9 protein-coding genes are annotated in these 12853 nt (G+C 72.1%); 5 read left to right on the top strand and 4 right to left on the bottom strand.

What is annotated here, in order from left to right; translation table 11 throughout:
* The first annotated feature begins 6 nt into the window (after positions 1 to 6).
* The gene (locus FH610_RS34500) at positions 7 to 753 is read left to right on the top strand and encodes a copper homeostasis protein CutC (RefSeq protein WP_139579433.1); all 747 of its coding nucleotides are present in this window, start codon (positions 7 to 9) and stop codon (positions 751 to 753) included.
* A gap of 95 nt (positions 754 to 848) precedes the next feature.
* Complete coding sequence (locus FH610_RS34495; protein ID WP_139579432.1) at positions 849 to 1568, top strand: alpha/beta hydrolase; 720 nt, start codon at positions 849 to 851, stop codon at positions 1566 to 1568.
* A gap of 48 nt (positions 1569 to 1616) precedes the next feature.
* On the opposite strand, the gene FH610_RS44820 is transcribed toward FH610_RS34495, so the two are convergent.
* From FH610_RS44820 to FH610_RS34480, 3 genes are all read right to left on the bottom strand, one after another.
* Positions 1617 to 3011, bottom strand: a complete 1395-nt coding sequence (locus FH610_RS44820) for a lectin (protein ID WP_139579431.1) — start codon at positions 3009 to 3011, stop codon at positions 1617 to 1619.
* Between the two features lie 319 nt (positions 3012 to 3330).
* Positions 3331 to 4998, bottom strand: a complete 1668-nt coding sequence (locus tag FH610_RS34485; RefSeq protein ID WP_139579430.1) for an MBL fold metallo-hydrolase — start codon at positions 4996 to 4998, stop codon at positions 3331 to 3333.
* A 33-nt stretch (positions 4999 to 5031) separates the two neighbouring features.
* Positions 5032 to 6492: an MFS transporter gene (locus FH610_RS34480; RefSeq protein ID WP_139579429.1), complete on the bottom strand. Its 1461-nt coding sequence runs from the start codon at positions 6490 to 6492 to the stop codon at positions 5032 to 5034.
* Between the two features lie 77 nt (positions 6493 to 6569).
* Between FH610_RS34480 and FH610_RS34475 the strand changes: the two genes are divergently transcribed.
* The 3 genes from FH610_RS34475 to FH610_RS34465 all read left to right on the top strand — a co-directional run bounded on the left by FH610_RS34475 (position 6570) and on the right by FH610_RS34465 (position 11579).
* Entirely contained in the window at positions 6570 to 7253 is a 684-nt protein-coding gene (locus tag FH610_RS34475; protein WP_139579428.1) for a winged helix-turn-helix transcriptional regulator, read from the top strand.
* A gap of 153 nt (positions 7254 to 7406) precedes the next feature.
* On the top strand, positions 7407 to 10070 hold the full coding sequence (locus tag FH610_RS34470; RefSeq protein ID WP_139579427.1) for a glycoside hydrolase family 3 protein: 2664 nt from the start codon (positions 7407 to 7409) through the stop codon (positions 10068 to 10070).
* Positions 10071 to 10154: 84 nt separating this feature from the next.
* Complete coding sequence (locus FH610_RS34465; protein WP_139579426.1) at positions 10155 to 11579, top strand: acyltransferase family protein; 1425 nt, start codon at positions 10155 to 10157, stop codon at positions 11577 to 11579.
* Here the strand turns inward: FH610_RS34465 and FH610_RS34460 are convergent.
* Positions 11482 to 12804: an MFS transporter gene (locus FH610_RS34460; RefSeq protein ID WP_161628145.1), complete on the bottom strand. Its 1323-nt coding sequence runs from the start codon at positions 12802 to 12804 to the stop codon at positions 11482 to 11484. The genes FH610_RS34465 and FH610_RS34460 overlap by 98 nt on opposite strands.
* Between the last annotated feature and the right edge of the window lie 49 nt (positions 12805 to 12853).

The following is a 12853-nucleotide window of genomic DNA, read 5'->3' as shown; positions in this document are numbered from 1 at the left end:
GAGAGCATGAGCCTGACGTACGAGATCTGCATCGACAGCACGGCCGGGGCGCTGGCCGCCGAGCGGGCGGGCGCGCACCGCGTCGAGCTGTGCGCCGCGCTGTTCGAGGGCGGCCTGACGCCCACCCTGGGCACGGTCGAGGCCACGCTCGCGGTGGTCTCGTCGATCCGGGTCCACGTGATCATCCGGCCGCGCGGCGGCGACTTCGTCTACGACGAGCACGAGGTCGCGGCAATGGTCCGCGACGTGGCGGCCGTGCGCGACGCCGGGGCGCAGGGCGTCGTGATCGGCGCGCTCACCCCGGCCGGGGAGGTGGACACCGAGGTGGCCAAGCGGCTGATCGACGCGGCCGACGGGCTCTCGGTCACCTTCCACCGTGCCTTCGACATGACGGCCGATCCCTTCGCCGCGCTGGAGACGCTGGCCGGCCTGGGGATCGACCGGGTGCTCACCTCCGGCCAGGACAGCTCGGCCCTGGAGGGCGCGCCGCTGATCGCCGAACTGGTGGAGCGGGCCGGCGACCGGCTGGTCGTCATGCCCGGAGGCGGCATCACCCCGCGCAACGTGAGCCGGGTGGTCGAGGCGACCGGGGCCGGGGAGATCCACTTCGCCGCCCTGGTGGACGAGCCCAGCCCGGCCGTCCACCGCAACCCGTACCCCTTCATGGGCGGTGAGCTGCGCCAGCCCGAGTACGTCCGCCGGGTCACCTCGCCCGCCCTGGTCACAGAGGTGATCGCCGCCACCCGCGGCTGAAGGCCGCCGCCTCCCGACCACCGGGTCTCGCGGCCGCCGGGAATGAGGTGACCGGCGGCCAGGACGGGTAGACCCGTGGGCGGGAGGTGAGGCCGATGGCCACGCCGGAGCGGAGCCGGCCCCATCCGGGGCCCGAGGAGGGCGTGCGACACGGCCGCCTGTCCGCCCGTCCCGTCGCGGTGCCACCCCAGCACGCCGCGCCTCTCGCACCGGGCCTCCACCGCCTGGGCGGGCGTGCCCTGTTCTACGTGCCGCCCGCTCCGGAACCCGGGCCGTCCATGCTCGCCGTCGTGCTGCACGGCGCGGGCGGCGCGGCGGAGCAGGCGCTCGAGTGGCTGCTGCCCCAGGCCGAGGAGTTCGGCGTGCTGCTGCTCGCGCCGCAGGCCGTCTCCACCACCTGGGACGTGATCGTCGGCGGGTACGGCGCGGACGTGTCCAGGATCGACGCCGCGCTGGAGGAGGCGTTCTCCCGTGCGGCCGTCGGACTCGACGGCGTGGCCCTGGCGGGTTTCTCCGACGGCGCCTCCTACGCCCTGTCGCTGGGCCTGGCCAACGGCGACCTGTTCCACGCCGTGCTCGCGTTCTCCCCGGGCTTCATGGCCCCGATGATCCGGCACGGCCGTCCCCGGATCTTCGTCTCGCACGGCGTCTCCGACCGGGTGCTGCCGATCGACCGATGCAGCAGGCGCCTCGTCCCCGACCTTCGGGAGAGCGGTTACGAGGTGACGTACGAGGAGTTCCGCGGCGGGCACCAGGTGCCACCGCAGACGGCCGCCGCGGCCGTCCGCTGGTGGATCGGAAGCCCGCCGCCCTGACCGTGCCCGCGCGCGTCCGGGCCCGGGCCTGGGACGAAGGCGCGGATCTCAGACGCGGGTCCACCGCTGGTTGGCGCCGCCGTTGCAGGTCCACATCTGCACCTTGGTGCCGTTGGCCGTCTGGTTGCCGTTCACGTCCAGGCACAGGCCCGACTGGACGCCGACGACGGTGCCGGCGGAGTTGACCGTCCACTTCTGGTTGGCGCCGCCGTTGCAGTCCCAGATGCCCACCGGGGCGCCCGCCGTGGTCCGCTGGTCGAACACGTCGAGGCACTTCGTCCCGCCGAACGTGCGCAGCTCCCCGGAGGAGGTGAGGGACCACTTCTGGCCCGCGCCGCCGTTGCAGTCGTAGATCTGCATGGTCGAGCCGTTGGTCGCGGCGCCGCCGGCGACGTCGAGGCAGCGCCCCGACTGGGCGCCGACGAGCGCGAAGTTCTGCGGAGCCGGCGCGGCCGCCCAGGTGCCGGTGGCCGTGTCGATGGTCCAGGAGTCGTAGAACGCGCTCATCGAGGCGGTGGAGCCGCTGATCGTGAGCGGTAGCCACACGGGTGTCGAGCTGTTGAGGTCGTTGGGGTTCCACCGGTCGCCGACGTAGACGTACGTGGTGCCCGACGAACCCGACACCGGCACGACGGAGGAGGTCTGGGAGTCGAACGTGCGGCTGCCGGCGGGGGCGAACGTGGTGAATCCGCTCCACGGCCCGGACAGGGAGCTCGCGGTGGCGTAGACGTTGTCGTTGGTGGACCAGCCCGTCAGGTGCGAGGCGAACAGGAAGTACCGCCCGTTCACCTTGACCATCGCCGGGGACTCCAGGTCGGCGAGCACCGCCGTCGTGCTCACCGCCTGGGTGTAGTCGGCGGAGAGCCGGTCGACGCGCAGGCCATGGGCGCGGTCCTCGGTCAGCAGGTAGGCCGTGCCGTCGTCGTCCTTGAACAGGCCCAGATCCCGGCTTTCGAATCCCAGCGGACGCGAGGAGCCGCGGTAGGTGTACGGCCCGCACGGCGTCGGGCTGGTGGCCACGCCCGCCCGCGCGTCGCTGTAGGAGGAGTTGTCGATGTGCACCCACATCACGTACTGGCCGGTCGCCGAGTTGTAGATCACCTTCGGCCGTTCCACGATGCGCCCGGCGGCGAGATCGCCGCTGCCCTGCCGGCTCAGCGCGTCGCCCATCCGGGTCCAGGTGGCCAGGTCGGTGGAGGAGTAGCAGGCGACCGCCGTGAACGTGGCGCCGGCGCTCTTGTCCTCGCCGACCATGTAGTAGGTCGAACCGACCTTGAACACCCCGGCGCCGTGCGCCTGCAGCCGGTTGCCCGCCGTGTCGTACCACAGGACGCCGGGGTGAAGCGTCGCGGCGGCGGCGAACGCCGGGGCGGGCGCGAACGGCCCGGCGATCATCAGGATGGCTGTGCCGAGCGCCGTGAACCACGCGCGTATGCGTCTCATGGGTGCCTCACCTGGGTGGACGGACGGGCGGGGCCGCGATCGGCGCCGCCAGGCCGGCCAGGCCCTGGTGGGGGCCGTGGGGAGAACCAGGCGAAGCGTTGGGCGTCACGTGGCCACGGGGGACAGAGTGTCGATCTTCGGCTTCGGGCGTCCCCGGACCATAGACACGGTCCGGGGACGGGGGCAATGCCCGGCCCGCCCCGCCTGCCGGCCCGCCCACGATGACCTCGGCCCCGGCCGTCCGCTGCGGCCGGACGACCCCGAAACTTTCACGAGGCGGTGCCGCCGGCCCGGCCTGCCCGAGGGCGCCTGGGGCCCATCACTCGGCCGGTTCCAGTTCGAGACCGGCGAGTGAGGCGTAGTGCATGAACTTGAACGGGTTGAGCAGCTGGTTCCGCGCGACCATCGACTCCAGCAGGCTCTGCCGGAGGCTGACGAGTTCGGGAGCGTCCGCATGGCTGAGCAGTCCCAGGTCGACGACGTGCAGGGCCAGCGGATGCTCGCCGCGCCGCGCGAGTTCGAGGCCCGCCGTGACGAAGGCAGCCGCGCTCCGGCCGCCCAGCAGATCCAGCGCGGCCGACAGTTCGGCGGAGGTGAAGCGCTCCACGCCCTCACCGCCCCGGTGCCAGTAGCCGGTCCGCTGGCGGTGCACGCGCTGGATGAAGTTGTCACGGGTGACCAGGTAGGGCATCACCGCGGCGGGATGGTCCCGGAGAACGTCCGGCAGGTGGTTGAGCCGCAGGATCTCGGCGAGCGTCAGACCGTCCGAGATCCCGGCCGTGATGACCCGCTCCAGGTCGCGCAGTGCCGCCAGCAGTCCGGGGAAGGCCTCGATGGGGTAGTTCTCGGTCAGCGCGGGGTGCCCGTGGATCAGCGTGCGCGGCCGCAGGTCCATGACCGCCCGCATGGCGTCGAACAGGCCCTGCGGGGAGCCTTCCGCGAGGGTCGGCGAGCCGAGATAGGGCATGCACATGTCGCCGATGAAGGCCACCTCCTGACTCGGGAGGTGGATGACCAGCCCGTCCTCGGTCTCTCCTCCCGCGATCGGGATGAGTGTGAAGTCCACGCCGCCGATGGTCAGCTTCTCCACGGTGTCCACCAGCCGGCCGGGGGAGACGTGGGCGTGCCGGCCGTGGCCGCGCGGAAGGTAGTAGCCCAGCGGCGGCGGGCCGGAGTTCTGGAGCGCGAGCTCGCGGGGGAAGTTCGCCTGGGCGATCACCGTGGCGCCGTCGGCCGTGAGGGCGTCGAGGCCGCCGACATGATCAAGATGGGCATGCGTGAGGATCACGTGGGTGACGGGCAGTTCGGTGATCGCGCGGAGTTCGCGGAGCGCGGCGGCCGCGTGCTCGGGCGTGCTGGCGGCGTCGATGGCGACCACCCCGGCGCCGGTGACGACGAAGCCGACGTCGGCGAAGTCGTAGCCCTGCGCCACGTGGACGCCCGGTGCGTGTTCGACCAGGCGCGGGGGGACGAAGCGGAACCCGTCCTCGGGATTGGCCCAGTAGTCGGTGATCAGGTGACCGGCTCGCCCGCGTGCCCGCGTGGCATCCTCGGCGCGTCCCAGCAGGTCGTACGCGCGTGACAGCGCCGCGTGGACGGGCCGCATGAAGCCCGGCGGGAACTGGTCCTTGACCATGAGGACGAACTCCAGATCCGCGACCACGGTCTCCGCACGGCCCGCGCACTCGGGCAGGCCGGCCAGGGAGATGCCGCGGTAGTAGTGGGGCAGCCCGAGGTCCAGGGAGGCGGCGGCGTCGAGCTTGGCGATCGCCGCCTCGACCTGACCGTCCAGACGGGACTGGAAGGCGCCGGCGAGCGCCAGCAGGAGCCCGTCGCCCGGCATCCGGGACGACAGTTCCGCGAAGAACCCGAACCCTTCCGCATCGAGCCCGGCGGCCGTGAACTGGCTTGCCAGCACGACTCTGGTGCGCCGGTCGGCGTTCGGCCACGTGGCGACCTGGGAGAGCGCCGCGATCTCTTCGTTCATGTCTCTTCTCCGTTCCGAGATCTGATCGCGCGGTCAGCGCGCCGGGTGCTGACCGGTTCTGCCGGGCCGCCGGTGGCGGATGAGCACGAGGGCGAGGGCGGCGCCGGCCGCCGAAGCGATCATGAACCAGCGGACGTCGTCGTGAGCGCTGATCACAGTGGCCGCGGTCGGGGTGCCGAAGACGGCGACGAAGGCGGCGACGCCGAGGGCCGAACCGATCTGGCGGAACATGGTCTGCGCGCCGATTCCGGTGGCCAGCGTCTGCGGCGCCAGGGTGGCGGTGGCCGCGATCGTGAACGCGGGCAGGGCGAGGCCCACTCCGCCGCCGCCGATGAGCATGGCGGGGAAGAACAGCGACCAGTAGGCCGGCTCCACGCCGATGAACGCGACCCACATCACCGATCCCATCCCGAACAGCAGGGCGCCCGCACCGCCGACGAGCCCGGGGCCGACGCGCTGCGCGAGTCTGCCGGCGAACGGCGCGCACACCGCGGCCGCGACGGGACCGGGGGTCAGGGCCAGCCCGGCCCGCAGGATCGAGTAGTGCCAGGTTCCGGTGAGGAAGAGCACGTTGGCGAGCAGCATCGCCGAGAACGCGGCCGAGAAAAGGGCCGCTGACAGGGCGGACAGCGCGAACGCCGGGACGCGCACGATGCTCAGCTCCAGGACCGGGGCGCGGTGACGGCGGGAGCGCGCGGCGAACACGGCCGCGAGCACGACGGCGGCGGCGAAGCAGCCGATCACCCGTGCGTCCCAGTTCCACGCGTGCCCTTGGACGAGGCCGAGAGTGGCGAGGGAGACGGCGCCGATCAGGACGAGGGTGCCGAGACCGTCGGGCAGCGGCGGGCGGGCGGGGTCGCGGATCTCGGGCAGCACGCGGTAGGCGCCGGCGAGCACGATCGCGGTCAGGGGAACGTTGACGATGAAGATCCAGTGCCAGCTGACCTGGGTGAGGAGCCCGCCAAGCGAGGGGCCCGAGGCGGCGCCGACCGCGCCCAGGCCGGACCAGGCGCCGATCGCGGCCGCCCGGCCCCGCGGTGGGATGGAGGGCAGCAGAAGGCCGAGCGAGGTCGGGGTGATCGCGGCGGCTCCGGCACCCTGCAGGATGCGGGCGGCGATGAGGAACCCGAGGGACGGCGAGGCCGCGCACAGGGCCGATCCGAGGCCGAACGCGAACAACCCGGCGGTGAAGACCCGGCGCCGGCCGATGACGTCGCCGAGCTTGCCGGCGGGCACGAGTAGCGCGGCGAAGACGATCGCGTAGGCGTTCAGGACCCAGGAGACACCGGCCACGGTGGAGTCCGCGAAGTCGGCCTGGATCGCCGGAACGGCGATGTTGACGATGAACACGTCGAGTGTGGAGACGAACACGCCCAGCGCCAGCACGGCGAAGACGGCACGCGGGTGACCGGCGCCCGGAGGCGGAGTGAAGGGGGGCGGGCCGGAAGACGGAGGTGCGTCTGCGGCGGCCGCCTGCTTGTCGAGGTTGGCCATGACGTAGTTCTAAAGTGCCTAGACAAGAAAGTCAACTAAGTGCGTGATTGTTTAAAGTCAGCTGATAGGCTGTGGTCATGCGCTCGTATGGTCAGTACTGCTCCGTGGCCAAAGCACTCGACGTCGTCGGCGATCGGTGGACGCTGTTGATCGTGCGCGAACTCCTGTCGCGCGGTCCGTCCCGCTACACCGACCTGCGGTCCGGATTGCCGGGAATCGCCACCAACCTGCTCGCGGACCGGCTGCGCGAGTTGGAGGCCGCCGGCCTCGTGGAACGTGAGGACGCCCCGCCACCGATCGCCACCACCCTGTTCCGGCTCACCGACCGGGGTGCCGAACTGGCGCCGGTGATCGACGCGCTCGGCCGCTGGGGCGTACCCCTGATGCGCGACTACCGGACCGAGGACGCCTTCCGCGGCCAGTGGCTGCGCCTGCCTGTGCGGATGTTCCTCGCCGACCACGAGCCCGATCGGCCCGCGTCCTCGATCCAGGTCCACGCCGGGGACCAGACCGTGGTGATCGACGCCGACGCCGGCCGGGTCTCGCTTCGCCTGGGCGCCGACCCGAACGCCGACGCCACCATCACCGGCCCGCCACCGCTCATCCTCGCCCTCTTCAGCGGCGGCCTCGCCCTCGCCGACGCCGAGGAGCAAGGTCTGCGGGCCGACGGGTCCCGTGAGGTCATCCGGCGTGTCCTGCCCCGCGCCGGGAATGCCGCCGGTGAGCGACTCTCCGCGCCTGTCGAGGAGAACGCCCCGTAGGTGCCCGGCGGGGTCCGGACCCCGGCCGCACTCGTCCCCGTCGTGGGGGTTGGAGAGCGCTTTCTTGACCGATGGGCCTTACGGGGTGACGATCTGCGCAACACGCCCGTAACACCCGATCTGGTCCTGGTGGCCCCTCGAGAACGGACGTTCATGCGCAGAGTCATCACCCGATCGCCCCGGCGCGTCCTCGCGGCCCTGGCCGGCCTCGCCCTGCTGCCGGGCGCCGTGGCGGCGGCGACCCCCGGCGAGCCGTCGGGGAAGCCCCCGGGCAAGCCCCCGGTCCGGCCGGTGGTCGGCAAGCCGGACATGGACCACGGCTGTGCCCGCATCGAGAAGCGCCTGCCCGTGCTGCCCGACTGGCCGACCGTCAAGAGCGAGATCAAGCGGAACCCGGCCGAAGAGAAGCGCATCGCGAAGATCGTCGCGGGGATGACCCTGGCCGAGAAAGTGGGCCAGATGACCCAGCCGGAGATCTCCGCGATCACTCCGGAGGAGGTCGCACAGTACGGCATCGGCTCGGTGCTCAACGGCGGCGGGTCGTGGCCGGGCCGCGACAAGCACGCTTCCCCGCAGGACTGGCTCGCCCTCGCCGACGCGTACTGGCAGGCGTCGGTGAACACCCGGACCAAGATCCCGGTCATCTGGGGCATCGACGCCGTGCACGGCAACAACAACGTGTTCGGCGCGACGCTCTTCCCGCACAACATCGGCCTCGGCGCCGCGCACGACCCCTGCCTGCTGCGCGACATCGGCGCCGCCACCGCCGCGCAGGTCCGTGCGACCGGCCAGGACTGGGCCTTCGCGCCCACCCTCGCCGTCGTCAGGGACGACCGCTGGGGCCGCACGTACGAGGGCTACTCGGAGGACCCGCGCATCACCCGCGCGTACGGCTACGAGGTCGTGCGCGGCCTGCAGGGCGGCGGCTCCCGCGGGCTGGCCGACCGGGGTGTGATCGCCACGGCCAAGCACTTCATCGGCGACGGCGGCACGCTCAAGGGGCAGGACCAGGGGGTCGACCCCTCGTCCGAGGCCGACATGATCAACATTCACGGCCAGGGCTACTACGGTGCGCTCGCCGCCGGGGCGCAGACCGTCATGGCGTCCTTCAACAGCTGGACCAACGAGGACCTCGGCATCACCGAGGGCAAGGTGCACGGCAGCAGGAAGCTGCTCACCGAGGTGCTCAAGCAGAAGATGGGCTTCGACGGCGTCGTCGTCTCGGACTGGAACGGCATCGGCCAGGTCGCCGGCTGCACGAACTCGAACTGCGCCCGGGCGATCAACGCGGGCATCGACGTGGTGATGGTGCCGAACGACTGGAAGGCGTTCATCTCCACCACGATCGCCCAGGTCGAGGCGGGGGAGATCCCGATGTCCCGGATCGACGACGCCGTGACGCGCATCCTGCGGGTGAAGCTGCGGGCGGGCCTGTTCGACGCGCCGAAGCCCTCCGCGCGCCCCGGTGCGGGCTCGGCGAAGGCCCTCCAGGCGCGGGCGCTGGCCAGGAAGGCGGTGCGGGAGTCGCAGGTCCTGCTGAAGAACAACAGGAAGGTCCTCCCGCTCTCCCCCCGATCCACGGTGCTGGTGGTCGGCAAGAGCGCCGACAGCATGCAGAACCAGACCGGCGGCTGGACCCTCACCTGGCAGGGCACCGGCAACACCGCCGCCGACTTCCCGAACGGCACGACCATCCTGGGCGGGTTGCGCGAGGCCCTCGGCGCGGACAACGTGACCTTCAGCGAGACGGCCGACGGCGTGGACCCGAGCCGGTACGACGCGGTGATCGCCGTGATCGGCGAGACGCCGTACGCCGAGGGCGTGGGCGACCTCGGGCGGCGCTCGCTGGAGGCCGCCACGCTCTACCCCGGCGACCTCGCGGTGCTCGACAAGGTCGCCGGCAAGGGCACGCCGGTCGTCACCGTCTACGTCACCGGCCGCCCGCTGCATGTGAACAAGGAGCTCAACCGGTCGGACGCGTTCGTGGTCGCCTGGCTTCCCGGCACCGAGGGCGGCGGCGTGGCCGACCTGCTGGTCAGGAGCCGCGACAGCGGCCCCGGATACACCGGCACGCTGTCGTACTCGTGGCCGAGGAGCGCCTGCCAGTCCCCGCTCAATCCGGGTGAGGAGGGCTACGACCCGCTCTTCCCCCTGGGCTACGGCCTGCGCTACGGGCAGACCGGGTCGGTCGGGACGCTCGACGAGACCTCGCCCGAGTTCGGCTGCTCCGGCACGGGCGGCGGCGGCACCGCGACCGAGGACCTGGAGATCTACAACCGCCAGGACGTGGCGCCGTACAAGAGCTACATCGGCTCGGCCGAGAACTGGGGCGGCACGGAGATCGGCGTGGACGGCGAGGCGGCGCACTCGGAGATCGCCGTCGTCCCCTCGGACGTCGGCGTGCAGGGCGACGGGCTGAAGGCGACCTGGAACGGCGCCGGGGCGGCGCAGATCTACATGCAGGACCCCGCGGGCGGCAGCGACCTGCGCGGCTACCTGAACGCCGGCGCGGCGCTGGTCTTCGACACGATCGTCCACCAGCCTCCGGCGGCCCGCACGGTGATCAGCGCCCACTGCGTCTACCCGTGCTTCGCGGAGGTCGTGGCGACGTCGCTGTTCCAGAAGCTGCCCGTGGGCACGAAGGCGACCGTCAAGATCCCGGTGTCCTGCTTCTCGCCGAACCTGGACTTCGAGAACGTCAACACGCCGTTCCTCGTCTACACGGACGGCGCGTTCTCGGCCTCGTTCGCGAACGTCCGGTGGGTGCCGGGCGCGGCCGAGGACACCGACGCGCGAAGCTGCGCGGACCTGACATAGAGGAGGCATGTGAGCGCCCCCTGAGGCCGCCGGCGTTCAAGGGGCGCTCACGATTCTCCCAGGCTGACCTCCTACCCTGACCGGATGTTCGTCGATGTTGTGGAAAAGAGCCGGAGCGGTGTCAGGGAGGAGGCGTTACCGGCGCGGCCGCAGCCGCCGTCGCCGGCCCCGCGGCAGGGATGGCTGGACGCGTTGCGCGGCATGGCCGCGCTCGTCGTGGTCTTCGAGCACTCCCTTGACGCGCTGTTTCCCGAGGTGCGCGCGGGCGCCGGCCAGTGGTTCAACTTCGGCCACTACGGCGTGCTCGTGTTCTTCCTCGTCAGCGGCTACGTGGTGCCGGTCTCGCTGGAGCGGCGGGGCAGCGTCGGCGGGTTCTGGATCAACCGGGTCTTCCGCCTGTATCCCCTGTGGTTCGTCGCCGCCGCGGCCGGGACGGTGTTCGGCGTCCAGGGCGTGTACACGGCGCTGCCGGATCAGCTGGCCGACAATCCGGGCATCTCGGCCCTGGCGCACCTGACGATGCTGCAGGACCTTCTTCAGGTGGTCAGCGTCGTCAACGTGTTCTGGACGTTGTCGTACGAAATGGTCTTCTATCTGCTCGTGACGGCGATGTTCGCGGCGGGCGCGCGACGCGCCGGCACCACGGGCATGCTCGCCTTCGCCGCGGCGGCTCTCACCGTGGGCGGACTGCTTCCGGCGGGCGCGCTGTCGCGTGGCGCGGGCACCGCCCAGGTCGTGGTGGTCACTGCGGTCGTGTTGCTCGCGGCGGCCGCGTCGCTGGCATGTCGCGGGCGGCTGCGCGCGTGCGGCACCGCTGCCGCGGCCGTGCTGGCTCTTGTGCTGCTCGGCGTCAACAGCCGGATCGGGGCGTGGCAGAGTCTCGCCATCCTCGCGACGATGTTCGCCGGCACCGTGCTCCACCGGCTCGACCGGGGACAACTGCGCTGGAAGAAGAGCGGATGGGCGCTGGTGTGCGTGCCGGTCGCGTCCATCGGCGCCGCGTGGGCCTTCGGTCCCGGCTGGGGCATGCCCGACGACCAGGCGCTGGCGTTCACCAGAGGCTGGTCCACGGCCGTCGCCGCGGCATGGGCCACCTTCCTGGCCGCCCGTCTTCTGCGGCACCGGCCGATGCCCCGCGCCCTCGTGTGGCTCGGCCTGATCAGCTACTCCGTCTACCTGCTGCATCCCCTCGCCGTGCAGGTGCTCCGGCGGCTGACGACGGACCCGGGCCGGTTCTCCCTCCCCGAACGCCTGGGCATGGCCGTCCTGCTGCTCGCGGTGGTGCTCGCCTGCTCCGCGCTGACCTACCGCGCCGTCGAGCGCCCGGCCCAGTCCCTCGGCCGTCGCCTGTCGCGCAGAGCAGGCTCCCGGACCCTCACGACGGAGACCCTCACGACGGGCCCGGCCGGTGTCAGGCCGCCGGGACGGCCTCCCCTGCGACGTCGGCCTCGGCCCTGGCCGTCACCCGCCGCCGTACGGCCAGGCCGAAGCACGCGACCGCCAGGCTGAAGACGCCGGCCACGACGAACGGCCCCGCGGGGCGCCACGCGTCGAACAGCGCCCCGCCGAGCGCCGAGATGATCATCACCCCGGCCGCGCCGCAGAGCGTGTGGACGCCGAACGCCGAGCCCCGCACCGCAGCCGGCGCCTGCTGCGCGAGCAGCGGGCCCGCCGTGGTGATGGCGGCGATCTCTCCCACCCCGATCAACACGGCGACCGGCATCATGCCCGGGCCGAGAGGATCGGAGACGAGCAGCGTCGACAGGTAGGCGAGAGCGGCGACCACCTGTGCCACGACGACCAGATCCTGGCGTCGCATCCGGTCGCCCAGCCAGCCGAACACCGGCGCGCACAGCAACGCGACCATCTGCGAGATGCCCACCACGGCGCCCGCCTTGGCGAGCGCCTCCGCACCCGACAGCCCGCCGTGCTCGGTCCCGTGGTTTTTGATCCACAACGACATGAAGGCGACCACGATGGCGAGGTCGGCCCGTGCCACGAACGACGCCGCGTACGAGAGTGCCACTCCCGGGTCGCGGACGAGGGCCACGCCCTCGCGCACCAGCCGGACCAGCGGCACGCGCTCGGCGGCGACCGGCCGCACCGGCGACAGCGTCAGCCACAGCAGGCCCGCCGTGACCAGGATGCCCGCGGCGATCAGCAGGAACGCCGTGCGGGCCGCCTGCACCGGCGCCATCCCGCCCGCCTCCAGCGTCTGCGGCAGCCGCACCAGGACCAGCACGGCGACCAGCGCGCCGAGGCCGCCGAAGAAGCCGATGAGCCCGTACGACGCCCCGCGCGACCTGCTGCGCACGTAGTCGATCGCGATCGTCGACAGCATCGCGTTGATCGCCGCGACGCCCAGGCCGAACACCACCCGCAGCACGGCCAGCACGGCCGTGTCGGCCGCGAACGGGAACAGCGCGGTGCCGGCGGCGCACAGCACCAGGCCGGAGACCACGATCACCCTGCGCCCGAACCGGTCGGCCAGCGCGCCATACCACGCGAGGCTCGCGACCATGGCGAGTTCGGCGGCCGTGTTGAGCAGCCCGACGACCGTGCCCTGCCGTGACTCGGGCAGCCCCAGGATCGCGGTGAGGATGTGCGGCTGGGCCGACGGCAGGAAGGAGATCACCGCCGTGCCGGCCGTGGCCAGCGCCAGCAGGGCCCACATGTTGGCACGGGTGACGCCGTCGGCGAGGTATGCGCCCAGCACACGGCGCAGGGGTGTCATGGAACGATCATGACATCGGCACGCGTCGATCTTTGGGAAATGTCGCATT

Origin of the sequence: Microbispora catharanthi (assembly GCF_006334915.2) — a bacterium.
In the GTDB taxonomy this organism is placed as follows: Bacteria; Actinomycetota; Actinomycetes; order Streptosporangiales; family Streptosporangiaceae; genus Microbispora; species Microbispora catharanthi.
This window is presented reverse-complemented; position numbering and strand designations above follow the sequence as displayed.